Origin of the sequence: Rubripirellula reticaptiva (assembly GCF_007860175.1) — a bacterium.
GTDB lineage: Bacteria > Planctomycetota > Planctomycetia > Pirellulales > Pirellulaceae > Rubripirellula > Rubripirellula reticaptiva.
On the sequence record NZ_SJPX01000003.1, the window covers coordinates 422955 to 449205 of the forward strand.

The following is a 26251-nucleotide window of genomic DNA, read 5'->3' on the forward strand; positions in this document are numbered from 1 at the left end:
AAGTTTGCAAAACGTTTTGCGTCGAGAATGAGGCAAACTAGGATAACCATCGCGTGAACCGGAGAACGCGAGCTGAGCGTTTTGGTCATTAGAGACTTTTCCGCGCGTTCCCGGTTACGCGTACCGTTACCCGACTGAAATGCCATGACTGAAACAGAACGCCACAACCGGGTCAACATTCATCATCACTTACGTGACGATGTTCTCGTTCTGCTTCCCTATGTCGCGTATCGAAACGGAACGCTCGGATACGGCGATGGCTGTGTATTAGCCCGACGTGAATCGGAAGCGATCGGCGATGCAGTCTTGCGTATGCTCGACCATTGCAAGACTGTTAACACACATCCACTGGAGCGAGCGCGAGACGCCGCAATGCAACGGCTACGCGAAGGTTTTGAACTGACGTTCGATGAACAGTTTCCGTCATTTGGCTTTCCGGACAATTGGGGACGCTTGTACGAGCAATACCCTGAAATCCTGCTTCATCCATTGCGGTCTGCACGATACTTTTCAACTGCTGGCATTTCGGATCGCAACGGCCCTGACCTCCTTGTTCTCGAACATTTAGTTCCGAATCGCAAGAATCGTGGAATCTACTATCCTACTGACACCACGAACCTGGATCGTCATCTCGGTAGGGCTGTGATCGGTGAGACGATTGCAGAGAAGCTACACTCCTGGAGACCCGCGCCGGGCATCCTTGCTCGTTTGATCGCTTAGTCACGTTGCGGGTAACCAAGCCGTGCACCGGAGTACGGCATCGCGCGTTAACAAATGGTAAATCAACTCGCCGTACCCGGTGACGGCCAACGTTATGCGGACGCAAGGCATTCGTCACAAAGACACCAGCCCTCGAATCCTTCTGGATGTTCAGGCTTCCCGTAGTTCGGTGCATCCTTCCGCGTCTCCCAGTTGTCCGCCACCGTCGCGATGTGGTCCGACAACCACTTGGGCGCATCATATTGGGCCAGCACGTAACTGAGTGATTCGACTAATGTCATGTCGTCCGCGAGTGTTTTGGCCATGTTTTTCTCAAATCGCCGCATAACAATGCCGTGCAACGGAGCGGCGAAGTTGCCGTTACACGAATGGAAAATCTTTCGTCGCCGCCCGCTGACGACAGGCGTTCTCCCGCTCGACTATTGGCTGCCGAAGATCAACCTCAATGGATCGTCTTGATAGAATGATGCGCGTGATGATTAGAGTCGCTCACAGATCTCGAATTCGCAATTCATGACGAGATTGAACGCGATTGTGAATACCATTTTCGCCCGCAGGCTTCCAGCACGGCTAAGACTGACCTTGCTGAAAACAAACCCTTCGAGATGAGCCGGATAAACTTCGGTAACGCCAATAAAAAAATCGCAGGCTCCCAGCGCGACGATATCTGACCATGCTCAAATCTTTACCTTTCGAGATGAACGGGATAGACTTCGGTCGTCCCAAAACGAACTTGGTTCAAATACTTTGACATCCCTCACGAAGATCGAATATACTTCTCCTAGCAGGCTGACGGATAGCGGGAGAACCATGCGTTCAACCAAAGCCGCCGAGCTTGTCCAACTTACTAAACAGCGTTACCCGGCGGCTTGGTTAACGCTCACGTTCCGCCGCTGATGCGCTTGGCAGGTAATCGTACGCGCTTGATGAAGAAGAGACAGTTGCGATTGCAGAATTACCTGTCTTGAATCTTATCTCAGAGAAGAAGAACCTCTTCAAACTGACAGAAGTTCCAAGAAAGCAATGCTCGATGGCTTGCGGTAGTTTTCGGCACTCGATGAACAACTTTGGATAGCATTGTGTCTCGATATCTTCGATATGATGTATGTTGATATTGCCGGGTTCGGGCTGACGCGATCAATCGCTGTTGGAACGACAACTTTGGATAGCATGGATTCACAACAACTTCGAACTGGCTGCGCTTGATTCTCGAACGCACTGGTGTATTCACAAACGCAGGCTTCCAGACCGACGGGACGAAATGCTGGACAAACCAATTCAGTTTCGATAGACTTACCCTCGGCAAACGCAGGGCGACAAATGCGGCGGAACAATGCCATGAACCCAAGTCGCCGAGCCTGTCCAACTTACTAACACAATCATTCGCGGCGACTGGGTTATGGCCGCCGTTATTCGGCTTGAATCACCGTGAACCCCTACCAGCCGCCAGTAACGGAAAACAAGCGAAGTTCGACTGGCGAGCTCGTGACGTCTCGTCGCGGGCCTGCTTTGTACATCATCGCCGCAGGGCTTGTTGGCGGCATCTGCTCGGTACCACTCCTAGTGATGCGAAGCCCGCTTGCTCTCCTTACGCCACTCGCAGGTTGCGTTGTCGGCGGACTAATTTTTCGTTCCGTTTCTCAACACTGGCCGCACGATCCGACTGTCCGGTCTCGTCAGACTCTGTTTTCGCTGCTCGCACTCACGGTGCTGCCCATCGCACTTGTCATCACCGCGAGGATCGAAGCGTATCGCTTGCCGTTTGGAATAATTGGTTTGTCGATTGGCAGTGCTGTCTCAGCCGGTATAATGGTGAGCGGTACTCGGCGTCTGAAGAGATACACGTGCGAATAACAAGGCGGATGCACCGCAGGCCGTGTGGCGACCGGAATTTTGCGGATCCAAGTCTTTCTCACGGCCGCAGTGATCCTATTCGTTACCCGAAGATGGACGAAACATAATAAATGCCCTCAGACTACTTCAGCGATTTTCGCAGGCCTTTGAAGACCGAACTGACCCAACTTCTTGCACAGCTCGCGGGGTACTCGGACAACTACGGTTTTGCTCTCGCCATTCCGAGTGACTATGGAAGTGCTTTCATGGTCTACGCGGTCGGGAAGGAATCAAATCTTAAGACCGATTCACTTGACAACCGGTATTCACCGGTTGAATGGACTCCGAGTTGGATGCCGTTAGCTGACGCAAACGACGCGTTGCAAGAGGCTGTCGCACGATTTTCTACGGACTACGAAATCGTCGATGACGAAGAACGAGAGGCGTTGCATGATCGGTTCATCGCTGATTGTGCCACAGCGTGTCTCGAAGTTCTTCAGGAGCTTGATGAGGAGGGACTCTTTGGCAGCATCTGGTACAAGGTGCTGGACATGTCCGACGAGGAGCATCCAGTTGTGGCTGAAGCGTTTCGTCGACTCAACACCGGCCGAGCCCGGTCAGAGGCTGCACCGCTTTTTGACTATTGACCGTCAGCCTCCGACGACCGGATTGGCGGGTAACCATCGCGTGAACCGGAGCACGCGAGGGAGCGTTTTTGAAATTGAGAGTCTTTCGCGCGTGCCCGGTTACGCGTAGCGTTACCCGACTGACTCATGCTGAACGCTAGCGATCTGGACCGAATTGCGATTGACGTGGACGTTCTCGAGATTGTCCCCGAATCTGTCGCACGGAACCACACGGTCCTTCCGCTCTCGTGGGATGAAACGACCATCCATCTCGTAATCCCTTCTGACACGCCGGGCCGCACCGACGAACTGCTGACGACCTTGCGATTTATTCTTGATCGCAAACTAACCTTTGACGTTGCTGAACGCTCAATACTCGAAACTACCGTTGACCTTCACTATTCAGCCTGCGGTTCTGTAATTCAAAACTGCCCTCGAACGTTTCTGTTCCGCTGCAACAAGCGATGGGTTGACCTGGACCGAACAAGCGATTCACAGCTCCGGCATTGTGGCAAATGCGACACCAACGTCCGCCTATGCAAGATCGGAGACGAACTTGATGCCGCAGTTGCTCGTGGTGAATGCGTGGCGTACTATGATCGCTCTGAGGCATTTCTTGGCATCATCTGCGACGACTGACCGGTATACTCAAATCGCGGGTAACCAAGCCATGCAACGGCGCACGGCTTGCGCGGTTTTTGGCAATGGACAATCAACTTTCCGTGCCCGCTGATGGCCAACGTTCGCCCACTCAAAGATGAAACTCCGCTATACGATTCGATCAGCGCTATTTGCAACCTTCGCTATCGCCGTTGCGTGCGGATGGTATGCGTGGAACGTAGCGGAACGCCAAAACGAAATCTTAGTCCTGGGTAATCTAGAGCGTCTGACTGAGCACGGTGTTGTCATCGCCGATGGTGGGCATCCTTACGACGGATGCGGAACATGGAGCGGCGCAATGGCCCACCTCGACTTCCGTGGTCCGTCATTTTTACGCGATCTGAATCTCGACGCATTCAAGCGTGTTGTGCGAATCGAAATTCAATACGAACAGAATTCGGAAATCATCGCACTGATCGGACAATTTAAACATCTCGACGAGGTCTTTTTCGACAACGGTTCCATCTATGCCAAAGATGAATTGCCGCCGGAAGAAATCGGATACCTGACTGCTGTTCGGGAATTTCGCTCCTCAAATCCCACAACGAAAGTCCGATTCTGGGACTACGATGAACCGGACGAAACAATAGATTGATCGCTGATTTGTCCACAACCTTAAGACGGGGCGAACCATGTGGTGCACCGGAGGACTCAAAAACGCGTTTCCTACTGGTGGCCTTTTCGTTCGTCCCCGGTGACCACCAACGTTATCCGACTGACTCCCTCAGGTGTCCGGCGTATTTGTTCGCACAAGCGATCATTTCAACGCTCGAATGCGAATTTGTCGTTCGGCTTTTGCGTTAATGAATCGACGCGTCAAACGTTTTGATCCTCCGTTGGCGTTGGCTGCAACGCTGGTTGATCGCTGACTGATTTCCGTCTCAACGCCTGGCGTTTGTCGATGGCACCGCAACGGTTCTGATCCTTCGATGAACGGAATTGGTTGCCGCGTACTTTAGGCCCCGCTAGACTTTGGCGACTTGAAATCCACTGCCCAACACTCGACCAATGCCCGTCGATAAAGCGGATAACCATCGGTTGTACCGGAGCGGCGGTGGTCGCGCTGTTTTGAAATCACGGCACTCGCCGCCGCCCGGTAAACCGTAACGTTATCCCTTGCAGCAGGATGGAACCGTTGTATGGCACTTTGCTTTGGTCTTAGAATACCCTGTTAAGTCCGTGCTGTTTGCAGATGATGACCTATAAACTGAGGCTTCAATTTACCTATGGAAAACACGTATACACCCTCAAGAATATCTGGCGCGTTCTTGATCTTAGCGTTTTATTCATTTGCCGGAATTCTGGCATCAATTGTCTACAGTGGCTACGTTGCGATTGTGATTGGCATCGTTGTCATTGCTCTTGCACTTGGAACAAAGTATCCTGACGCAAAGCGAGACCGAACTATTGTATTTTCATTAGCTGCCACAAGCGTACTACTTGGCGTCGGTGCAATTACACTTGGCGCCGTGGCACGGACGCTCACTCAAATAATACAAGCGGGATAACAAAGCGATGCACCTAAGCCGCCGAGCGGGGCGTTTTGACAATGGAAAGATCACTCCGGCGGCTAGGTGATCGCTGTCGTTCGCCGACTGAACCGCACACCTGCTACGCCGTCACCTCGCGTCCTTATGACTATCCGGTACCTTTTGTTTCTAACCGCGTTGACCGCCGCAGTATCGGTTGTCTGGGTATCCAATTGGGCTATTGGTGCATTTCTGGCGGCCGCTGCATTGCTTCTCGCGTCAACACACCTTCGGGGGAACATTCCCAAGCAGCGAACCTTGAGACGCTCGGCAGTCCTTTCCGCCGTTGTCCTCGTGTACACTCTTGCGGTTGGCCCGGCGCTCGCAATCGCACATGTCTGCAATAAGCTTCCAACATCTGTGCACGAAACAAAGGTGGTCGGAACCATGTTTCCCATGCAGGCTCGCGTGATCGACTCGGTCGCTATAACTGGTGCTCCAAATGGCAATAGCCTCACTTGCGATATTATTGCTGACTACGTGTATAACTGGCGTCGCGTCGGCGGTACCTGTCGCAGGTTTCTAACTGTACTTCGCGGCGAACCATGACATGCACGGGAGGACGGCTTGCGCGTTTTCTTGAAGTGGTGAGTCTTTCGTCCGTCCCCCGTGATGTCGGACGTTCCCCGACTGAAACGCGATGGGTTACGACCTTCACATCACCCGAAATACAGAGCCAAGCGAAGACGACTTCGACGGTGGTATCGACTTCGATGAATGGAAAACGTACGTCGAGGGTGATCCATCTTTGCGACTGGACGGATACGCGGAGGCACACGGGCCGAACGGCGAGACGTTACGTGTCACCGACGATGGGATTGCGGTTTGGACGGATCACCCAACCGCAAACGGCGAACACGGTTGGGCGTGGCTACACTTCCGCAGTGGCGAAATCTGTGTCAAAAGCCCCGACCAAGAATTCCTCGCTAAAATGCTCTCGATCGCTGCCGATCTCAACGCGTTTGTTGTCGGCGACGACGGCGAGCTGTATGAACGACCGGATGACCACGGTGTGCTTCCGGCTGAAACGCTCGCTCCGAAACCAGCATCAAAACCGTGGTGGCAATTCTGGTAACTCAAAACAGCGGGGAACAATGCCGTGCACCGGAGTACGGCATCGCGCGTTTACAAATGGAAACTCAACTCGCCGTACCCGGTGACGGCGGACGTTCGCCGACAAAAACAAACTGCTTCTCACTTGGTCACGCTGATTGATCCGTCGCTTCTCCATCTTCGCCACGCTACTTGCGGCCTCATGGGTTGTGATGACCTTCACACACGAATGCGGGCACATCATCGGTGGCATGACCTGCGGCGCAACGCTCACCGATTTCGACCTCGCTCCATGGCGCATGCCGTATAGCTTGCACTCTCCTGATCCACACCCGCTCGTGACGCTTTGGGCCGGTCCGATACTAGGCATCGCTGTCCCAATTTCCTTGGCGGCGATCATCCGCAAACGTTGGGCATGGTTCGTCGCTGACTTCTGCCTTATCGCCAACGGCGGCTACCTCGCGTTGGCGTGGCTATCGGGCGACCGCTTTCTCGACACGCCTCGGCTGCTCGACGCTGGGGCCCATCCGGTAACGATCGTGATATATTGCGTGTTGACGATCGGTGCCGGATACGTCTGGTTTCGGTCCGACTGTACCCACTACATAGCGCCCACACCGAAACCGCAGGACGGCGGCGAACCATGAATTGCAACGAAGTACGCGAGCAAAGCAACTTGGCCATCACAACGTCGTCCGCGCGTACTCGCTGAATTCCAACGTTCCCCGACTGAATCGTTGTGACCGCAATCAACACTGACGTACTGGAAGCTGTTAGAAGGTTTGCGTCTGAGCAGTGGGCCTCACTATCGGAGCGTGCATCAAACAACGCAGTCGACAGTCTTGTCCGACTGGTACTGGCGGAGCACTCCGACTTTGACGCAGATCGACTCTATACATCTGGACCTGCGATCCGCGCTTGGACCTCAGATGATTTGTTCACATCAACAGCCAATGTCAACGTTGTCGGGTCCACCTGCGTGGACAAACGTCGTTTTTACACCATGTACGAAACGCCCTTAATATCGTTCTTTGTTCCTGACCAACCGACTGGCGTGCTGGTAAACTGTCGTTACGGTCCGCGATGGGGCCGAGGCGGTTGGTTCGATATTGCGACAGATTCAATGCCGGCCATCTTGCTCGAGCGTGATTTCGGCGGATGGATCAAGTAGCGGGGAACCATGCGATGCAACGGAGCCGGGCTTGCAAGGATTCACGAATAGATAGTCAAACGTCCCGGCCCGCTGATCGCCGCCGTTATCTCAGCTAGTCTTGTGACCGCTCGAAAATGACTATCCGTTTCTTGCTTGCCGTCACCCTTGCCGTGGCTTTGTGCATCGTCGCTTGGAAGATCAACTGGGGAGTGTCAATCTTTCTATCCGCCGCGACATTCGTCGTTGTTGCTTCCGTTGGACTGAAGCGGATTGCCCCGACCAGAACCACACGTATTCTCGTATGCACGCTTCTGATCGTTGTTGCGTACGCATTGTCATTCGGCCCGGCTATCGCGGTGGACCAATTCCTTCATTGCCACAGACCTGGCACAACCAAATATTATGCCGTACCGACCGTTTGCCAACGTCTCTACCCGCTGCACTCGATACTTAGCGATCCTTCAGAAACGGGCGATGCTGCAAGGCGATATCGCCGACTCATCAGCAGCTACCAGATGCATTGGCGGAGTGTCGGCACAGACTGCCGGATGTTCGCGGATGCATTCCTTCAAAACATATGAGATAACCATCGCGTGAACCGGAGAACGCGAGCTAAGCGATTTGGCCGTTAGAAACTTTTCCGCGCGTTCCCGGTTACGCGTACCGTTATTTGCGAACGCCTTCGACGCAATTCGTAGCACCGCATTTGATCGCTCGAATGACGTGATGATTGGTCGCCGAACGGGCGGAACGCTATCCACGCGGCATGGACGTGTCGCAATCGATATCTGCTCATCAGCCGTAGGTGCGGGATACTCGACTTCTCTGCGTTGCCGATCGCCGTGATCGCAAAATCAATCCAAAAGTTGCGGGTGGAATTCGACACCGATACAATGCCCACTCCCGGGCCGAACAGTGATGCTGACGAAGCCTTGTGGGAACCAACACTGACTCAATGCCCAGCAAATAACCAAGTCGTGAACCGGAGCCGCGTGCTGCGGCGTCTGGTCGGGGCAAACTCTCCCGACGCGACCCGGTTACGACCACCGTTCGCCAACAAACAGAGGATTCACTGTGTTCCGTACCACGCTGTTACTGTCACTTGCCTTCGCGTGCGGTTGCGGACAATCTGACATTACGCCCATGGATTTTTCTTCGACGATCAGCGCGGATGCCGAGCCATCGCAATCGGTCAGCGCTATCGACTTTGACGAAGCAGGCGGGGTTGTTTCCCTGGATACCCGGATTCCACCCCGCCAAAGACAAAGTTTTGGTATCGGCCAGGGATCGGTCACGCTCGAGACGATCGAAGTGAAGGACAGTCATTTGACATTCTTGTACACTCCGGAGATTGAAGGCGGATACACGACCTACGAGTGCACCGTTCCAGTCTCTGACTCACCAATTACGATCAAGGTGAATAGGGACGGAACACCGGGCGTGACGTCCTTCGACCTTACAGAGTGTCGCGTCGTGAAATCTGGAAATTTGCACTGGGAATGAAACTCGGCGAACAATCGCATGCAACGGAGCCGGCGGTCGGGTCGGTTTTGAAATCAAAGCGTCTCGCGCCGGCCCGCTGATGCGTGTCGTTATTTGGCTGATGATGCCCATGCAAATGCAAACGACGTACGGCATCTTCGACAACGAAGCCGATCACATCATTGCGATGGTTTACGATCACGCGTCACTTGAATCGATCGTCGGCACTCCTTGCCCCGCGTGCGGCGCAAACATAGTCGTTGCGTTCAGCGAGGATGGCACTGGATTCTCGCTGAATTGTGACGGCGATCCACTACACATCACCAAACAACAGCAAATCGACAATCCGCCGCCATGGTGGCAACAGTGCTACGAAGAGCCAACTGATACGACATGGTATTGGCGCGAATGGCATTCGTATGATGACGATGGAACACTTCACATGAAGATTTCGGGATGGCAGGCCGACGACGTACGTTGGTCGGGTGCGATGGAATGCGCGCGGGATCATCGCGACTACGAATTGTGGCGATGGATACTCAACGAATCCGGTTGCACCAAAGACCTCATCAGCGATACTGATCTCGACGAACTTCGAGCCCAATACGAAAAAGCCAAATAACAATGCCGTGCACACGGAGCACGGCTTGCAAGTTTTCACAGATGGAAAGTCGTCTCTCCGTGCCCGGTGACGGCTGCCGTTATCCGACTAACATGCCCGTGACCCAAGACCCATACGCACCGTTGTCGCAGCAATCAGGATCGTCCCAGTCCCCGCACTCACGCCGTCGCGTTGCAGGTGCGGCTGTCGCCGTTATCGCTGCCATAGTCGTCGCTGGTTCTGGTATCGCTAACCAAAGGATCTCCCTTGATCACCCATTTCCGGATGGGACACGTTACGCGACGTACGATCCGGAGTTCTTCTTCCTTGGGATTCCTGCTTCGCCCGAGACTGCACGTTGGATCTCGTTCACGGTCGTCCCTATACTGATCGCATTGGCTATCGTGTTGCTTCGTCCACTTGTTCGTAAGGCTCGAATGCCGGAATCCCAGGACGGCGGATAACCAAGCCGTGCACACGGAGCACGGCTTGCGAGATTTCACAAATGGAAAGTCGTCTCTCCGTGCCCGGTGACGGCAACCGTTACCCGACTGAATCGCATGCCTAGTCCACGGTTCAATGTTCGCGTCTTGCTCATTGCCGTTGCTGTTTGCGCGGTGAGTTTTCTTGCCTTGCCATCGCTGATGGCGGTCTACCATCGCTCGAGACTCGATCCAGCAGTCTCCAAGTGGCTGAGTGTCGAACGAGACGCCAGCCAGAAATCCGAAATCGACTACAGGCTAGAACGCCTCGTGTCCCTCGGTGTGATCGAACGCCATGAGTTCGTGCAAATTTCGTCCATCGAAGATGGCCTTCCTGAACACGATATTTCTCAAGAGTTGATGGCGAACGATTGCCCTCCGGCGGTGTACTGGGATTTCGCTAGTTCCGACGTTGCACTACAAATGATCGTCGTGTGGTGCGAACCCGGTGACGAGGTTGCCTGGAAGCATTTCGTGAATGGCGACTGATTTATCACTCAATACAATTCTTGTGATCTAGAATCGCGGGTAACCATCGCATGCAACGGAGCCGGGCTTGCGCGTTTTCACAAATGGAGCATCAACCTTCCCGGCCCGCTGATGCGTAACGTTCGCCGACAAACATATGACCAACCCCTACGATTCACCGCATGCATCGCCGCGGGAACCAAATGTTGCACCGATTTGGTACACGTGGTTTTACAAACTGTATTGGCCGGCTTGGTGGATTGGGACTGCACTCATCGCTGGTAGCTGGTTCGGAATCGTGTCTTCGAATGTTGGTTGGATTGGTTTTGGTTTGGCCGGCGCTGCCGCTTTTGGCTCATACGTCTTGCCGTCACTTGCAGGCGTCGAGACGGAAGATTTCGTCATCCTTGATTCTCGACTTTTGAAGACGAAAGGTGACGCATACGTAAATGCGATCGAACGTTTCAAGGATGGGGCTTCGCTGATGTATGATGGGGTTGCGTTCGGATTCCGGCCTAGCAATGAAATTGCGTGCGGCATCGTCGCTGACAACGCTGACTTAGACGACAAGGCCGCGATGGCTTTAGCGAATCATGCCCAAGCGGCTTTTGACACTCTCAAGTCCGAATCCTCCGAATTTCGCACTGCTGTCGTGGGTCGTCAATTTCGTATTTCAATTATGTCGGGCATGGATCAATTTGCCCGCGAACTTTGCCGTGTGGTTGATGGTAAACTGGATTGGCGACGCTGAACGTGCGGCGAACCATGCGATGAACCGAAGTCGCGGAGTCGTCGTTTTCGACCATTGAAAATCAACCGCCGCGACTCGGTTATCGCGGTCGTTCGCCGACAGAAATGGACAGCGCATCCCACTGCTGTGCCATGGGTTGGCACTATGCAATTTTCGGAACATCACGACTGATCGCATGACTCCAAGTCAAACATCTCGTTCCGACGCAAACCACGACGGAATTACTCTGCAATCGCTACGTCGGTTTACTGCAACGATCGGCTTGTGGGCGTTCGGGGTTGTTGCGATTCTTGGCTCGGTGATCTCACTCGGCCTACTGATTGTCGTCCCATTATTTTCGCTCGAGAACGAGTTGTGGCATCGTGCCGACAACCCGCATACCCTGACAAACGTCATCATGTACGCTGCGATTGGCGTGACTGCGATATTTGCCGCGCGTAGTTCGGACCGCATTCGCTTTTGGCTTGGCGTCACCGCTTTCGTTGTTTGCATGCTCTACGGGTTGTATGATCTTGGATTGTTCCATGGATGATCTTCGCTCGCATGCGTGTGCGAGAACAGGCGGCGAACCATGCGATGCAACGGAGCCGGGCTTGCAAGGTTTTACAAATGGAAAGTCAACGGTCCCGGCCCGCTGATCGCTGCCGTTCGCCGACAGAATTGCATCGCAGACTCAAATGGAAACCTTTGACCAAATCTGGGAGTCTTCACGGACCAACTCGCTGTCATGGATGTATCCTGCTGCGGTTTGGTGCGGTGCCGGAATCCTGATCGCGCTCAGCGTCATCAAGAACCGCTGGTTGCGTCGCATTGGCAAACTCGCTGCGATTTTTGGCTTTGCGATACTTGCAACCGAGTTTTCCGCACAAGAAATCTACGAAAAATGGCGGTTACGACGTGAATGGGCTGATCTACATCCTGCCCAGATGACAGAAGACGGTTTGCAAGCTCTGACGGTTGATGGCGCTAACTTGACCCTCGGACCGTTGATCTATGGTTTCCAAGCGTTTCTGGTGTTTGTGGGCATTGCGGTAGGACTGTCGGTGCTTCGTGCCCTGTTCAAATCTCGACGCAAAGACACGATGACCGACACCAACGATCAACCTACACATCCCGAAATCCAAACTTCCGACAATCCGTATCATCCACCGAACGTCGCAACCTGACACAGAAGCGGCGAACCATCCGATGCAACCGAGTCGCGGTAGCCGGGCGTTTTCAAATGGAAGATCAACCGCCGCGACCGGCTGATCGGTACCGTTACCCGACTAGATCAAATCGGTTTCCGACACAGACCAATGCGCAAACAAGCTCCGGCCGAACGACGATTGCGCCGAATCAAATCTGTTGCCGCGCTCATTATGTTCGGATGTATTGTCATTTCCGTTTTCGGAACGGTTCACGGAATGGTGCGGAGCTTCAACGCAATTGCACTGGGGGGATCGGCACCGATTGAAGCGGACCTTGCCGAATCAATTCAATGGTCGATGACACTCACACGCATCTTAATGCCTGCCACGTTTATTGCTGCGATTGTTTGGGTCGGTAGCTGGTACAAACTTCGAACGCCGCTTACCATCGGTATACGTTCCGGTCGATTGGCCGCAGATGATTCGGGCCACCAACACAAACAGCAAAACGACGGGTAACCATCGCGTGAACCGGAGGACGCGAGCTAAGCGATTTGGCAGTTAGAGACTTCCCCACGCGTCCCCGGTTACGCGTACCGTTATCCCACTGGGCGCGTGAAGTTGCGCGGTCTTCACACTCGGTTGTTGGTGCGCGTGATCTCATGCCCGAAATTGGTGCGCTGCCCCTGCGTTCGACGATTGGTGCGCTCGATCCTGTGCCCGATGACTGGTACACTCCCTCAATGCTCGTTGATTGTTGCGCTCGACTCGCCCGGAACTTGGGTTCCCGAAAGTTGCTTGACTGGCCCCGCTTTGATACTATCACACATGACCGAGCGTCACCCACGTGGACGAAGTACGCGCTGGCGGCGTCCCGCCGTCGTTTTCCCCTCACGGGGTTCATGCTGGCGACGTTCCGTCGTTGCTTTCCGCTCGCGCGGCCTATGCTCGCTGGCGGTCCACATCGTAACACATAATCGGGGATAACCATGCGATGCACCGGAGCCGGGCTTGCGAGCGGGCTTGTCTGCTTGCATGTCAACACTCCCGGCCCGGTGATCGCGGACGTTATCCCAACTAATGCGCGGAGGTGCCGGCTGATCCTGCTTCGTTGCGGTTCGATCGGCAACGCTCGACTGCGGGGGATGTCGGCCGACTTTAGTGCAAATGGTTTTCTCGAAATCGCGTCCGAACGTGACGTACCGCATCGCCGGAAAATCTCTTGGTCGCGCTGATCTATTTTTTCCGGCGATGCGGAACGTCACGTTCTCCAAGTTGCTGCCAGCTTTTCCCCATGCCCGAAGCTTGCGGTTCGTCTTGCATTAGAATGGTTTACTCCGCTGCAAGCTGCCGAAACGCGGACACTCTCGCCAATGGCTCGATTTGTCTTTTCCCACCGGGGCTCGCCATTGGTGAGAGAGTCCGCGTTTCGGCTCCCTTCGGTCGCCGTGCGCGACCCGCTGACGGTCGGCAACGCTCGAAACTTGCCGCACGATTCAATGCCCGCTATGCTGTCGAACGGTGGTCACCACTGCCCATCGCTGATTCAATGCTCGATTCAATGCAATGGGATAACCACGGCATGCACCGGAGTGGCGGTGGTGCGGTTTTCTCGAAATCACGATTTTCGCCGCCACCCGGTGATGCCAACCGTTATCCGACCAAATTGTCCTCTCGTCATGCGATTCATGCCTTGATTTGTTGCGGCCCTCCGTTTTGTCGAATCTCCTTCAATGCTTCGCCGCAAGCCCTCACTCACTATTCTCGCAGCAATACAATGAAACGATTGTTTCTCAATTTCTCGACTACCGCATTGGTTGTGTTGATGACGATGGGTGCTCTCGACATGCTCGATAAACAGAACTACATCATAGCGGGTGTATTCTTGTTCCTTGCATTCTGGTTCCCTGCACGTGACGAGCTTGACGAACTATTCAAGCGTAGATTCGGAGTTGGAATGGATGCCGAGGCAGATTCAAACATTGGTCACGAAGTCGGCTCACAAGAAAAAGAGCGTTAGTGTTGTGCTGAGATTCTGGATCGTGCGCCGGATAACAATGGCATGAACGCGGAGCCGCCGATAACGCGTTTTCAAATGGAGCAACAACCGCGGCGGCCCGGTTATGCCAAACGTTATCGGTACTACGCGTTGGACTTGTTGTAACCGCATGACGTCGATCGTGAATCAAAACTCGCGTCTCAATCCGTTGGTGGCCTACGATACCGTGGCCGACACTTTGACCGCACGACGACCTGCGCAACCGAACATGGATCGCGGCTATATCGAGACCGCATCGGAACACTGCTGCGGGACCGCGTCGGATTTGCTTGCTGGACGACCCAACGCTCGGTATGCTGACTTCAAGGTCACGCGGGTTTACTGACCGATCCAATGCTCGTTCCGGACGACCGATAACAATGTCGTGCACACGGAGCACGGCTTGCATGTTTTCACAAGTGGAAAGTTGTCTCTCCGTGCCCGGTGACGACCGCCGTTATCCGACTGAAATACCCTCAACAGGACATCCGAAATGAAACACTACCTCGCCATGCTTTCGATTCTCGCAATCGCGATGACGTCGCTGGTTTCCTACACCAACAGCGCACCATCGCTGAACGCTGCCCCGGCTGACGATTCGTCGCGGCCTGACACCGAGCTAGTGGAGATTGCAACACATCCTCAGTCGTATCGGTTCATCGACCAAGCCACGGATCGTGTAGACGGTAATGAAATGGTAAAAATTCACTCCACCGCGCCGCTTGCTAGCAACCACAAGTATGTCGAACTGCGGCCCGGTTCAATACGGTACTTCCGAACCGATGGTGCCACTGCTGCCGACGGAGAACGCGCGACAATTACATGGTCGATTAACGGAAAGACCATGACCACCGACGTCGGTCGGCCGGGTGGCGTCATTATGGCTGTTCGATCTCTTGACGGTGTCATCTCCTGGTATTCACTAATGATGGACATGCGCTGCTAACATTTTCGCGCAGGACGGGCGGATAACCATGCGATGAACCGAAGTCGCGGAACTGTCGTTTTTGACAATGGAAAACCAATCGCCGCGACTCGGTTATCGCGGACGTTCGCCCATACTGATTTGCTGCCCAAAATGGATTGATCGTCTGGTCCTCCGTCGGTGATCTTCGTGTTCCGAATCATACTCGCCGTCTTGACGCTAACCACTGCGTTCTACGTCTATCGGGATTTACCTGAGTACCGAGTGACTATCACGATCGGCGTTGGGATTCCATTGGCGACGCTTGTCTTGATTGTTCGTCGAATTCATGTTTTCCCCATTGTCTGCTGTGCTGCTTTCTCCTTAATCGGCGCGGCGCTCAACACGTCCGTGTATTGCACACACGGCAACGGACTTGGGATCGACAGCCAATCCATGATTGTGGGCGTTGTGATCGGAGGCGGTTTCGGGATGTTCTTGAATGCGATACGGTCGCAGCGGATACTCGCCAATATCCACTCGACCACTGGCGTTGATCAATTCCTCACCAAGGCGGAGGGCGAACCATGACATGCACGGGAGGACGGCTTGCGGCGTTTCCTACAATGGATGACGAACCCCCCGTCCCCCGTGATGTCCACCGTTCGTCAGCTCGACAACGATCAATGCCAAACGACGATCTACGGCGCGGTCAGTTGCTCGGTCGATATGTTGCGCGGTCGTGTGCGCCGCTGATTTGGCACTTTCGAAGTTGCGCTGCTAATTACATTCGCTGTCATGTGCGCGGTCGACATTCAATGCTCGAACCGGCGCGGTCGATTGCTGGACCGACTACCATCGCGAATCTTGCTTGGCGATGCAACGGCGATCGGCTACACTGCAATCGACATGAACCGCGTTGGTTCGTGTCCGCCGTGCTGACAAAGATCGCTGACGAACAATGCGGTGCACCTCAGCGGCGTAAAAGGTTTTTATACACTGCAACGTCCACCGACGCCGCGAGGTGACCGCTAGCGTTATCGGGCTGACTCCTCATGTGTTTGGCGTGTTCGCTTGCGTTAGCGATTACTGCAACGCTGGATTGCGAATTTTTCGTTCGGTGTTTGCTTTAGTGTTTTGGCAATTCAAACGCTTTGATCCTCCGTTGACGATTGCCACAACGTAGAGCGTTCCCAAGCCGAACCTGTGTTTGCTGTTGGCGTTTGTTGATGGCACCGCAACGTTTTTGATTCTTCGTTTATGAACAACACGCCCTGCCGGACGACGACACCCGTTTACTTGCCGACCGGGTCAACGCCCAATTGCTTGCCGCACGAATCGACGCCCGCTAGACTGTGGCGACGCGGTTTCCGCTTCCCAGAACCCGATCAACGCTCGTCCATAAAAGCCGATAACCAAGTGATTCAACGGAGTCGGGCTTGCAAGGTTTTCGCAATGATCACGTCTAATCTCCCGACCCGCTGATCACCAGCGTTATCCCGCTCTGTGTTTCGCTTGCTGACGGCGTGAGGGTCGCGACATGAGTAATGACCACATATTACGCAAGAAAATACGAAACTACATCATCGCGGAATTTGGCGACGACTTTAACGCTTCGATTGTTGTTGTCCAATCAATCAAAGATCCGATTCGTTTTGTTGGGCCGGTCTATCTCGCTGTGGTATCGTTAAGACCTCTTGCGGAAGGCGTTTCGACTACTCTTACCGATTGCGATCCGGATGACATTGAACGGATGCAGCGGTTACTTTCCGATGGCGACGAGGTTTCCTGTGTTTTCAACAACTCCGGCCAAGAAATTGAACGACATTTTCGGGGCATGGATTACTTTTTTGACTACCAAAAGATCGAAATGTAATTGGATCCAATTGCATGAAACTCGGGATAACCATCGCGTGAACCGGAGAACGCGAGCTGAGCGATTTGGTTGCTAGAGACTTTTCCGCGCGTTCCCGGTTACGCGTGCCGTTATCCGACTCAACGCGTTGTAATGACGCCTTAAAATCGAGCCCATGCGTAAATTCGGGATCCAACACTTGCTGCTAGCGACGCTGTCTGCGGCATTGGCATTCCCCGTCGCGCGGATTGTTGGTTTCCGTGTTCTGCTTCCGTTCTTTGCGCTAACTGTTGTTTTTGCCCCTGCCGTTTTTTACTCGATGGCGGCACTACCAACTTCGACGACACGATCTATGCGACGATCCATACGATACACTCTGCTTGCCGGAACTCTAGGAGCATGTATTGTTACTGGCGTTGCTGTCGATGGATTCACCGTACTTCCTCCTTTGCTTGCGCTGCTGTTCGCGTTTTGGTTTCCGCAACTTGTTTTTCTCGAAATTGGATCGGCATACCGATCCGGTCTGATTGGCTCGCTTTACTGGGGATGCCGACCCGAAAACATTGCCGGCGAAGACGGCGGATAACAATCGCATGCACCGGAGGACGGGTGGTCCATTTCCTCTTTTGCTTGCGTGCGTTTCGCCCGTCCCCGGTGATGCGTTACGTTATCTGCTAAAGCCAAACCCTCACCCGTGTCCCCAGTTTACCGCTGCGGGACGGGTGCGATTCTTCCATTCTCACTTCCAAATTCTCAACAGTTGTCTCATACACATTTGGCAAAGGCACGCTGTGATCGCAATCCGGCTTTCCTGTACCGGTGCAAGTGACCTGTACGTCGCCGTGCTCGTTCTTTTGCCGCTCCAACTGCTCAATCAGTTCCGAAATCAACACTCGACACCTCGCAGATAACCAAAACATGCACGGGAGTTGCCGGGCTACCGTGTCTGAAATGGGGCATCGCTCGCGGCAACCCCGTGATGTTGTACGTTCGTCCAACTAAGAAACATCATCTCCGACCCTAACTCCAACTTAGGCACAAGCAATATGCAAGCGACCCGACAGGACTTTGAACGCGCCGGTAATGCCTACAATGAGCGATTCGCTAAGTTCGAGGAATTCTGCGAGGCCGCGCTTGAAATTCCGGCGATTCCAACCATGACAATCGAACGACCACGACCCGACGTATTGTCAATTCGCTATCTAAACGCCACGTACGAGATGTGGTTTGGATTCATTGAGCCAGAACCTCACCGATACTACGGTCAAATCACTTCGTGTATGGTTGATCCTTTCGACGATTCTAAACGCACCGCAAAACGTCAATTGCCGTTTGATCGCCTTGGAAACATAGGACCGGATCTTCCACATGCGAATATGTGTTTGCCCGACGACACGGAAAAGGTAATACTTGAACTTTTGGTTTAGCCGCACGCCTTAGGACAAACCAGCGTACAGGACGAACAATGCGATGCAACGGAGCCGGGCTTGCACGGTTTCACGAATGGAAAGTCAACTCTTCCGGCCCGCTGATCGCCGCCGTTATCCGACTGATCGTCGCCTCACAATGAATCTTGACGACATCCCAAAACGTTTCGCGAATCACTTTGGCGACGACCGATCTGACTACACGCTGAACCCGCCTTCGACCTCGACCGAACTTGAATCCGCCGAACTTCGACTCAGCGCATCATTTCCTGCTGACATTGCAACCTTTTTTCTCCGCTTCAATGGTTGTCTCGTGCCGAACCCTCACGTTGACATACTGCCACTCAATCTATGGTCACGTGCTTCCGATAGCCTGGTTCAATTTGCTTGGGTCGATTTTTCCGCAACCCTCTGCTTCGATACATCGTGCATCAACGATGCTGGACAATGGGACATTGTCTGTCCTGGTTCCCGGTTCCGTATTACACACACATTCGCAAGTCTGTTCACGGTTCACATATGGAAATGGATCGACCGCCGCATCCCGTTCTGGCTTCCAGACTGGCTCGACTATGCCCAAGGTCGTAAAACCCATGCTGGCGGATAACCATGGCGTGCACACGGAGCGGGGCTTGCGGCTGGTTATGAAATGGACAACTTTACTCTCCCCGCCCGGTGACGCCGGTCGTTCTGTCGCATGATTTCCTTTTTGGCGCAGGGACCTCACTACCATGAGAACAGCATCGACCATTATCACAGCGATGGTTCCATTCGCCGGATAATTCGCAACAACGCAGTTCTGCTGAGGCCATCCTCTGACTTGGCTCGGTCCGAGCCTGATTTACGTATCAACGCCAATCGCGGTCACAGCCGTCGTATTGCAGCACCGACGCCTCAGTGGCGGCGCCCGAACGTGGTCGCTACTACTGCTTGCCGCTACTACTGCTTGCCGTTACTATGCTACAATGTCTCTTCATCACAGGATTGACCTGCATCGGCGTCTATTACGACGGCATTCAGTTCTTCTTCAACGTATTTGGCATCCATTCGTAGAGGACGTGTCGGTGCGGCTGCTGCACCGAATGGTCGGTCGTAGTAGAGGCCAATCCTCTCGCGCGAGTTGCGACAGAACAAAGCCGTGAACCGGAGCACTCAATCGCGCGGCAACTGAAATCAAAGTCTTCCGTTCGTGCCCGGTTACGGCAGACGTTCTGCTATATCTCATGGAAACACCAAACCTAGTACGACAACGGATTGCAACATCGCATTTGGTCGGCCAATCCATCGTCACGGAGCAAGCGTTGCGAGGGATGGTCGAGCAACTGCGCAACTCTGAGCGGAAACCGGTTGTCATGGTGGAGCATGACATACTGTGTCCACCGCTTGGCCATACGCTCTCCGGCGAGGTTACAGAACTAGATGATGGATTCCACGCGTTGGACGTAGTTGCCGAGATCTACGGCCCGCCTCAACCATCCGCTCTACCGGATGGCGAGGATGGATACGTCGTTGCAAGCACGACACACCAGAACCCATTGTCAATTGGTATTCACCAACACGAAAGTGACGAGAATGTCATTCGGATTGACCCCGTCAATTTTGGAAGCCTCGAAGAGGCCGATCGTTTCTTCGACAAACTTCGTGCTGATGGTTGCGATGGATTCACACGGGGTCACTCCGAACGCCGATCAGAACTGCCCGATCCGCAGGTGGTATTTGACCTCGGCTTAAACGCATCGGTTGTTTGGATTGGTTACCGTATTGCGAAGGCAGCGGCTGATGCCTTGGACCCAACGCTCAAAACGTTTTTCCAGTCTATGTACGCCGCAATCCGTCGTTCAGCAAGCGAAATGTTGCCTAGAAATCGTCCGGTAACTTTCGTGCTTAATGTCAACGGCAAACCAAATTTGCAATTCGTCGCGCGAACTCGCGATGCAGAGGCTGTGGTTAATGCTTTCGAATCCGAAACGCTTTCGGACCTCAAATCTACGATCGACACAGCGTTAGATCGATTTGATGCTGAAATGGTGCAATTCGTGCTGTCGGAAAGTGGCAACTGGGTCCTAAACTACATGGTCTCAACGACTGGCAGAAGCATCGGATCGAAGCGGGCGTTCAAGGTCCGCTCGGCTCGAATCGCGGAACTGGACGGTCTTCCTGACGTAAGTGAGGACAGAGCAGAACCAGACGATGCACGTGAGTCGCCGAGCTGAGGTTATTGAAGTGGTATGTCGTTCGCGGCGACCACGTGATCGTAAACGTTATCTGCACCTACTCGGTTCCGTGTGCTGCCCAAAACAAATCTGATCCGTGCTTCGTCGCCATGTACGAAAAACAGCCCGTCGCATATCCGTTGTCGTAATCGCCACCTTCAAGGACGTGGCTCAAATGTCCTGCCATTGCTCGCACCGTAAACTCTGCCTCATCGTCCCACGGCAAAACCTGATCCCATTCGTCGCACCATTTGCGAATCCACCGTTTAGCAGACTCCAAATCTGGACACTCTTTGCGAAGATACTCGTACAAATCAGGTTTGGACATGGACAGATAACAATGTGATGCACGGGAGTTGCGGGCAGCCCGTTTGGTGGAATCAACGTCACGGGCCGCAACCCCGTGATCACTAGCGTTATCCGACATACTCCCTCTGGTGTCCGGCGTATTTCTTCGCACAAGCGATCACTTCAACCTTCGATTGCGAATTGGTCGTTCGGCTTTTGCGTTAGTGAATCGACGCGTCAAATGTTTTGATCCTCCGTTGGCGTTGGCTGCAACGTTGGTTGATCGCTGACTGATTTCCGTCTTAACGACTGGCGTTTGTCGATGGCACCGAAACGGTTCTGATCCTTCGATGAACGGAATTGGTTGCCGCGTACTTTAGGCCCCGCTAGACTTTGGCGACTTGAAATCCACTGCCCAACACTCGATCAATGCCCGTCGATAAAACGGATAACCATCGGTTGTACCGGAGCGGCGGTGGTACCGCTGTTTTGAAATCACGGCACTCGCCGCCGCCCGGTAAACCGTAACGTTACATGCCTCAGACGAACCCGCTCCGACCTTCGCGTGTCGTTGATACGACTGGTCACATTTCTGGCGAGGCGACATGACTCAATATTGCTGCATCTTCTGCAAGTCTGACGACCGCGAATTCACATCGCGTGAACACGTCGTTCCCGAATCTCTCGGCAATTCTGAGCACATACTACCGCGCGGCATCGTGTGCGATTGGTGCAACAACTACTTCGCGAGAAAGGTCGAAGCTCCGGTTCTAAATTCCGCGTTTTTCACGCAAGCACGCAATCGAACAGGAATCCCGAACAAGCGGCGGAACATTCCGCCAATTGACGTCCTGTCATATCCTGTTGCGCTTCATTTGCAACTTGCAGCGTCGACTGGTGGTGACCGATCAATCTATGCTGCGAATGACTCGGACAACGATGCCTTCGTTGATATGATCACTAAACGAAAACGATTCTCGGTCGTATTTCCGGTTCCGAAATTGCCCTCCGGCCGTTTGTTTGCTCGATTTCTCGCCATGATGGCGCTCGAAGCATGGGCAAAGACAATCCTCGATGCGAACGGTGACCTTCACGGCGATCTCATCGACAAACCGGAACTGGACGAAATCCGTGGCTTCGCTCGCTTCGGCACCGGCGCTGACGCATGGGTTTACGCGTCGCGGCGGCTCTATGCCGAGGATCATCACTTCGTTGATGACGATGGCTCCACCTTCGATGTGCTTCACGAATACACACTGCTCTATACTGACGCGAACGAACTGTACTTCGTGATTGCAATTCTTGGCATTGAATTTGCGATCAACCTAGGTGGCCCGGAAATCGACGGTTACAATGACTGGCTGAAATCGAATGCAGGCCGAAGTCCTCTGTACCCAAACGGCATGTAACAAATCGGTGAACGGGAGGGCTCGGCGCAGTCGGTCCTGAAGTCAAGTCCTCTCCTCGCCCCCCGTTACCGCAAGCGTTCGCAGGACTCAAATCGAGTCGTGCGTGTATCCTCGAAAATGCTTCTTGGCACACGACCGGCCAACCGGGAAGAATCCCATGTAGCCCGAATCGCTCTGGTCTGGATCAAGGCCGGGAGCTGCGACTTGCCCGCCACCGTCGATGACCTCAACGTAAACTGGTTCGCTCGTCAGCTTTCGACCGCAGCAGGCACAATGCTCCATGCTGCCGTTTGTGTCTTTGTCTGACCACTTCATCGGTATCATTGATGCTGTTGTCATACTGAGCCTGCGAACAAACCAATGCAATCGAGTTGCCGTCGATGCGTGTTTGGGATGGAAAATCAATCGCGGCAACCGATTGATTGGTAGCGTTCGTCGGTGCTGCAACGCCCGGCCCCGGCCCGAATCCAGAACTGAATCAACGCTCGTTGAACACTGGTTCGCCCACGTTCGATACACTGTCATGTGGCCATACTCGTTCGAACTGTCGCCGTTGGGACACGACGAACTATCCCGATGCACGGCAGCGGCCAAGACGCTATTTTGGAACTTCCAACCTTTCACCGGCCGCTCCGTGATCGGCGGTGTTAGCACGACGAGAAAACCTCGAAGTGCCCTTTGTACGGAACGTCGCCCAAATCGACGTGCGGCGAATTTGAATCAACTCTTGCTCGAATACGGTTCCACTCGACGCGATCAGGGCCGCGAGACTTGTAGCCCTCCAAGTAGACGACATTCACGCCATCATCCCAAACACTGAGCACGTTGCCGTCGAACCACTCGCCATCCGGTCGCTGGAATATCACAACATCACCAACCTTGACTCGCGTGCTAACAACCGCATGCACGGGAGCACTCATCGACGCGTTTTCTGATTGCATAGTTTTTCCTTTCGTGCCCCGTGATGCGGGACGTTATCGGACTAACCGACGATGCACGAGAAGATCGCTGCCGATGAGTGAGGTTGCGTTTACGAAAGACCGTTTCTCCGAGATCATGACAATGCTATCGACTGATCGTGTCACGTTGACTTCGATTGATCCGGAGCCCGTTCAACGACGGAATTCAACTTGGCAGCGATATGAAGCATCACGCGATTCTGCAATGGCAATGCTTGTACTACACACTCGATGGGAGTTGCCCGATCACGTCGTATTCATTTTGTCGCGAGACATGCGGCGCGTTTGTCGCCCTTCAACATGGTCCGGTGACACCAAGCTCGTAAAGGAACTCGACCGGCGACTGCTGGATGCAGATGGCTGGTACCTCGGAGACGGAAAGGGCTAAACTGTATCGCGATTTAACAGAGTGCCGATAACCAAGCCGTGAACCGGAGCGGCGAAGTCGAGCGTTTTGACAATGGACAATTTTCCGTCGCCGCCCGGTTACGGCAATCGTTACCGGACTGAATTCGTGCGCAGGCTGCGACAAATGAGCAACCCGCAATCACCGCCGTGAAGATGAACGTTTACGATCCATCACCGAGTGACGTAGCAGCCTGGGTTCAGCTCGGGATACCGACTCCCTGGCCAGACCAAGACTGGGACATGTACGTGTGCAATGGGCTCAACGATGATCTAATCCTAGCGTACGCCAATGATCCGTCTTGCATTCAACGCGAGTTCTTCGTTCATTGCCTCTATCAACTTGTCGGCGATTTCACTGCATGGAGCACTGGCAACACGGTCCTAGGTGCACGGATCGAGGAGCTGCTCGCAAATGTCGACGCGAAGAGTCACGAAGATGTTAGCAAATGGCGTGATGAAACGATTGCACTCCGTGGTGGCGAGCTGTCGTTTGACCTTAACTATTGGGTTCATCATCTATACGCCGACCAAATCCCAGACGGCCGGTAACCATCGCATGCAACGGAGCCGGGCTTGCGGGATTTTACAAATGGAACATCAACCTTCCCGGCCCGCTGATGCGTACCGTTATCGGGCTGACTCCTCATGTGTTTGGTGTGTTCGCTTGCGTTAGCGATTACTGCAACGCTGGATTGCGAATTTTTCGTTCGGTGTTTGCTTTAGTGTTTTGGCAATTCAAACGCTTTGATCCTCCGTTGACGATTGCCACAACGTAGAGCGTTCCCAAGCCGAACCTGTGTTTGCTGTTGGCGTTTGTTGATGGCACCGCAACGTTTTTGATTCTTCGTTTATGAACAACACGCCCTGCCGGACGACGACACCCGTTTACTTGCCGACCGGGTCAACGCCCAATTGCTTGCCGCACGAATCGACGCCCGCTAGACTGTGGCGACGCGGTTTCCGCTTCCCAGAACCCGATCAACGCTCGTCCATAAAAGCCGATAACCAAGTGATTCAACGGAGTCGGGCTTGCAAGGTTTTCGCAATGATCACGTCTAATCTCCCGACCCGCTGATCACCAGCGTTATCCGACTGAATCATGACAGTGCCTGACGCAAATCCCTACGCTGCGACAGCGCGAACTCCAAGTCAGAGCCATCGGTCGGAATCGCCGTTCTTCTGGCTTGCTGCCGTTGGTTTTGCGACCGCTCTACTCGTTGCTGCCCCTGGGGCCTTGCTCTGGCTGCACGAATTGCTCGCATCACAAGCCAGGGTCGGTATTTACGACGTTGAACTCCTGGGATTCTCGGTTGATCCGCCAACCGTAATCCGTTGGTCCTTCGGTTTCGCTTCTGTCGCCGCCTTCGTGTCCGCCTCACTCGTCGTGATCGGTATCCGCCGCTCCCGGGCCGGCACCGAGGCGAGATCTTGATTCTTGCTTCCTTGCCGTGTTACAATACTGGGACAACGGCGAACCCAAACTCGCGGATAACCAACGGTTGCAACGGAGTGGCGGTGGTCGGCGTTTCCGTTTGCTTGCACGGGAACTCCCGCCACCCGCTGAACCGAACCGTTCCGCTACAATTAATCATGAAATCCATTGCTTGGACCGTTGCTACAGCACTGCTTGTGCTGATCGTCGCATCGTTGGTGGGAGTTGTCGGATTTCACTATCCAAATGTGATTGAGAACGAGCCACTGAACGATCCGATCAAAGTGCTCCGCGTGGAAGGAAATCACCTCCATCTTGCTGATTCTCGTATCATCGAAATTCAGAACGCTTCAGATGAGGCGTTGACGAAAGCAATCGCAGAGTCTGATTTCCTTGTCGACGTGGAAGGCAGTGGATCACTCGTCACTGTTCATGCACGCCAGGACGGATGGGTTTGCGGCACGCCCTGGGCGCAGCCGATCCGAATACCACTTTTTGCGGACACCGTATACCGAAACCGACGCGATTTGATTGCAATCGGCGAGTTCGTCGGGTCTAATTGATTGCTTGAATTGCGATTTTATGCAATCGATCAGTACTAGACTGGAGAGACGCTGTAAACAAAGAGCGGAACCAAGAATTGCACCGAAGGACGCGGAGCCGTTTTTCTCCAGATCAATGTTCACTGCGCGTCCTCGGTGAATTCAAACGTTATCCGACATACTCCCTCAGGTGTCCGGCGTATTTCTTCGCACAAGCGATCACTTCAACCTTCGATTGCGAATTGGTCGTTCGGCTTTTGCGTTAGTGCATCGACGCGTCAAACGTTT

The 26251-nt window shown here is 53.8% G+C and carries 31 protein-coding genes and 1 pseudogene; 28 read left to right on the forward strand and 4 right to left on the reverse strand.

All coding sequences use genetic code 11. The annotated features are described in order from the left end of the window. Nucleotides 1–144: 144 nt before the first annotated feature. The gene (locus Poly59_RS14400; protein ID WP_146534800.1) at nucleotides 145–720 is read left to right on the forward strand and encodes a hypothetical protein; all 576 of its coding nucleotides are present in this window, start codon (nucleotides 145–147) and stop codon (nucleotides 718–720) included. A 92-nt stretch (nucleotides 721–812) separates the two neighbouring features. Here the strand turns inward: Poly59_RS14400 and Poly59_RS14405 are convergent, their stop codons facing one another. Then, nucleotides 813–1025 (reverse strand): hypothetical protein, encoded by a 213-nt coding sequence (locus Poly59_RS14405; protein WP_146534801.1) that lies wholly within the window; start codon nucleotides 1023–1025, stop codon nucleotides 813–815. A 1659-nt stretch (nucleotides 1026–2684) separates the two neighbouring features. On the opposite strand from Poly59_RS14405, the gene Poly59_RS14410 reads away from it, so the two are divergent. The 21 genes from Poly59_RS14410 to Poly59_RS14510 all read left to right on the forward strand — a co-directional run bounded on the left by Poly59_RS14410 (nucleotide 2685) and on the right by Poly59_RS14510 (nucleotide 20925). Beyond that, nucleotides 2685–3200 (forward strand): DUF4303 domain-containing protein, encoded by a 516-nt coding sequence (locus tag Poly59_RS14410; protein ID WP_146534802.1) that lies wholly within the window; start codon nucleotides 2685–2687, stop codon nucleotides 3198–3200. Between the two features lie 126 nt (nucleotides 3201–3326). Further along, the gene (locus tag Poly59_RS14415; protein WP_146534803.1) at nucleotides 3327–3818 is read left to right on the forward strand and encodes a GspE/PulE/PilB domain-containing protein; all 492 of its coding nucleotides are present in this window, start codon (nucleotides 3327–3329) and stop codon (nucleotides 3816–3818) included. A 118-nt stretch (nucleotides 3819–3936) separates the two neighbouring features. Then, nucleotides 3937–4434, forward strand: coding sequence for a hypothetical protein (locus tag Poly59_RS14420; protein ID WP_146534804.1), 498 nt, complete (start codon nucleotides 3937–3939; stop codon nucleotides 4432–4434). A 1574-nt stretch (nucleotides 4435–6008) separates the two neighbouring features. Continuing rightward, on the forward strand, nucleotides 6009–6443 hold the full coding sequence (locus tag Poly59_RS14425; RefSeq protein ID WP_146534805.1) for a hypothetical protein: 435 nt from the start codon (nucleotides 6009–6011) through the stop codon (nucleotides 6441–6443). 190 nt (nucleotides 6444–6633) lie between these two features. Beyond that, entirely contained in the window at nucleotides 6634–7068 is a 435-nt protein-coding gene (locus Poly59_RS14430; RefSeq protein WP_146534806.1) for a hypothetical protein, read from the forward strand. Nucleotides 7069–7160: 92 nt separating this feature from the next. Further along, nucleotides 7161–7592, forward strand: coding sequence for a hypothetical protein (locus Poly59_RS29515; protein WP_186776256.1), 432 nt, complete (start codon nucleotides 7161–7163; stop codon nucleotides 7590–7592). Between the two features lie 1056 nt (nucleotides 7593–8648). Beyond that, a complete protein-coding gene (locus Poly59_RS14440) occupies nucleotides 8649–9077 on the forward strand; it encodes a hypothetical protein (protein WP_186776257.1) in 429 nt (142 codons plus the stop codon). 79 nt (nucleotides 9078–9156) lie between these two features. Beyond that, on the forward strand, nucleotides 9157–9678 hold the full coding sequence (locus Poly59_RS14445; protein WP_186776258.1) for a hypothetical protein: 522 nt from the start codon (nucleotides 9157–9159) through the stop codon (nucleotides 9676–9678). Between the two features lie 98 nt (nucleotides 9679–9776). Then, nucleotides 9777–10121 (forward strand): hypothetical protein, encoded by a 345-nt coding sequence (locus tag Poly59_RS14450; protein WP_222436106.1) that lies wholly within the window; start codon nucleotides 9777–9779, stop codon nucleotides 10119–10121. A 96-nt stretch (nucleotides 10122–10217) separates the two neighbouring features. Further along, on the forward strand, nucleotides 10218–10628 hold the full coding sequence (locus Poly59_RS14455; RefSeq protein WP_146534811.1) for a hypothetical protein: 411 nt from the start codon (nucleotides 10218–10220) through the stop codon (nucleotides 10626–10628). A 136-nt stretch (nucleotides 10629–10764) separates the two neighbouring features. Further along, nucleotides 10765–11358: a hypothetical protein gene (locus tag Poly59_RS29520; protein WP_186776259.1), complete on the forward strand. Its 594-nt coding sequence runs from the start codon at nucleotides 10765–10767 to the stop codon at nucleotides 11356–11358. A 175-nt stretch (nucleotides 11359–11533) separates the two neighbouring features. Then, the gene (locus tag Poly59_RS14465; protein ID WP_146534813.1) at nucleotides 11534–11890 is read left to right on the forward strand and encodes a hypothetical protein; all 357 of its coding nucleotides are present in this window, start codon (nucleotides 11534–11536) and stop codon (nucleotides 11888–11890) included. Nucleotides 11891–12035: 145 nt separating this feature from the next. Continuing rightward, nucleotides 12036–12524: a hypothetical protein gene (locus Poly59_RS14470; RefSeq protein WP_146534814.1), complete on the forward strand. Its 489-nt coding sequence runs from the start codon at nucleotides 12036–12038 to the stop codon at nucleotides 12522–12524. Nucleotides 12525–14037: 1513 nt separating this feature from the next. Next, nucleotides 14038–14508, forward strand: a complete 471-nt coding sequence (locus Poly59_RS29525; protein ID WP_186776260.1) for a hypothetical protein — start codon at nucleotides 14038–14040, stop codon at nucleotides 14506–14508. Between the two features lie 160 nt (nucleotides 14509–14668). Further along, on the forward strand, nucleotides 14669–14872 hold the full coding sequence (locus tag Poly59_RS14480; RefSeq protein WP_186776261.1) for a hypothetical protein: 204 nt from the start codon (nucleotides 14669–14671) through the stop codon (nucleotides 14870–14872). 147 nt (nucleotides 14873–15019) lie between these two features. Further along, nucleotides 15020–15472, forward strand: a complete 453-nt coding sequence (locus Poly59_RS14485) for a class II glutamine amidotransferase domain-containing protein (RefSeq protein WP_146534817.1) — start codon at nucleotides 15020–15022, stop codon at nucleotides 15470–15472. 168 nt (nucleotides 15473–15640) lie between these two features. Beyond that, nucleotides 15641–16021: a hypothetical protein gene (locus tag Poly59_RS14495; protein ID WP_146534819.1), complete on the forward strand. Its 381-nt coding sequence runs from the start codon at nucleotides 15641–15643 to the stop codon at nucleotides 16019–16021. Between the two features lie 949 nt (nucleotides 16022–16970). Next, nucleotides 16971–17306 (forward strand): hypothetical protein, encoded by a 336-nt coding sequence (locus tag Poly59_RS14500; protein WP_146534820.1) that lies wholly within the window; start codon nucleotides 16971–16973, stop codon nucleotides 17304–17306. A 331-nt stretch (nucleotides 17307–17637) separates the two neighbouring features. Then, nucleotides 17638–17871 (forward strand): hypothetical protein, encoded by a 234-nt coding sequence (locus Poly59_RS14505; RefSeq protein WP_146534821.1) that lies wholly within the window; start codon nucleotides 17638–17640, stop codon nucleotides 17869–17871. Nucleotides 17872–18331: 460 nt separating this feature from the next. Then, nucleotides 18332–18712, forward strand: a complete 381-nt coding sequence (locus tag Poly59_RS29960; RefSeq protein ID WP_222436107.1) for a hypothetical protein — start codon at nucleotides 18332–18334, stop codon at nucleotides 18710–18712. 1223 nt (nucleotides 18713–19935) lie between these two features. After that, nucleotides 19936–20925 carry a hypothetical protein gene (locus Poly59_RS14510; protein WP_146534822.1) on the forward strand — a complete coding sequence of 330 codons (990 nt, stop codon included), beginning with the start codon at nucleotides 19936–19938 and terminating at the stop codon, nucleotides 20923–20925. Between the two features lie 58 nt (nucleotides 20926–20983). Here Poly59_RS14510 and Poly59_RS14515 read toward each other — a convergent pair whose 3' ends face one another. After that, nucleotides 20984–21253, reverse strand: a complete 270-nt coding sequence (locus Poly59_RS14515) for a hypothetical protein (protein ID WP_146534823.1) — start codon at nucleotides 21251–21253, stop codon at nucleotides 20984–20986. A 565-nt stretch (nucleotides 21254–21818) separates the two neighbouring features. On the opposite strand from Poly59_RS14515, the pseudogene Poly59_RS30675 reads away from it, so the two are divergent. Both Poly59_RS30675 and Poly59_RS30175 read left to right on the forward strand, forming a co-directional pair. Next, nucleotides 21819–21977, forward strand: a pseudogene (locus Poly59_RS30675) (HNH endonuclease); the annotation flags it as partial. 189 nt (nucleotides 21978–22166) lie between these two features. Beyond that, the gene (locus Poly59_RS30175; RefSeq protein WP_246151657.1) at nucleotides 22167–22622 is read left to right on the forward strand and encodes a hypothetical protein; all 456 of its coding nucleotides are present in this window, start codon (nucleotides 22167–22169) and stop codon (nucleotides 22620–22622) included. An 87-nt stretch (nucleotides 22623–22709) separates the two neighbouring features. On the opposite strand, the gene Poly59_RS14525 is transcribed toward Poly59_RS30175, so the two are convergent. Beyond that, on the reverse strand, nucleotides 22710–22937 hold the full coding sequence (locus Poly59_RS14525; protein ID WP_146534825.1) for a hypothetical protein: 228 nt from the start codon (nucleotides 22935–22937) through the stop codon (nucleotides 22710–22712). 332 nt (nucleotides 22938–23269) lie between these two features. Then, nucleotides 23270–23563 carry a hypothetical protein gene (locus tag Poly59_RS14530; RefSeq protein ID WP_146534826.1) on the reverse strand — a complete coding sequence of 98 codons (294 nt, stop codon included), beginning with the start codon at nucleotides 23561–23563 and terminating at the stop codon, nucleotides 23270–23272. A 115-nt stretch (nucleotides 23564–23678) separates the two neighbouring features. Here Poly59_RS14530 and Poly59_RS14535 point away from each other — a divergent pair, with 115 nt between their 5' ends. The 4 genes from Poly59_RS14535 to Poly59_RS14545 all read left to right on the forward strand — a co-directional run bounded on the left by Poly59_RS14535 (nucleotide 23679) and on the right by Poly59_RS14545 (nucleotide 25984). Beyond that, a complete protein-coding gene (locus tag Poly59_RS14535) occupies nucleotides 23679–23969 on the forward strand; it encodes a hypothetical protein (RefSeq protein ID WP_222436108.1) in 291 nt (96 codons plus the stop codon). Between the two features lie 167 nt (nucleotides 23970–24136). After that, entirely contained in the window at nucleotides 24137–24538 is a 402-nt protein-coding gene (locus Poly59_RS14540) for a hypothetical protein (RefSeq protein WP_146534828.1), read from the forward strand. 68 nt (nucleotides 24539–24606) lie between these two features. Beyond that, nucleotides 24607–24765, forward strand: coding sequence for a hypothetical protein (locus Poly59_RS29530; RefSeq protein WP_186776262.1), 159 nt, complete (start codon nucleotides 24607–24609; stop codon nucleotides 24763–24765). Between the two features lie 814 nt (nucleotides 24766–25579). Further along, entirely contained in the window at nucleotides 25580–25984 is a 405-nt protein-coding gene (locus Poly59_RS14545; RefSeq protein WP_146534829.1) for a hypothetical protein, read from the forward strand. Nucleotides 25985–26251: the final 267 nt, after the last annotated feature.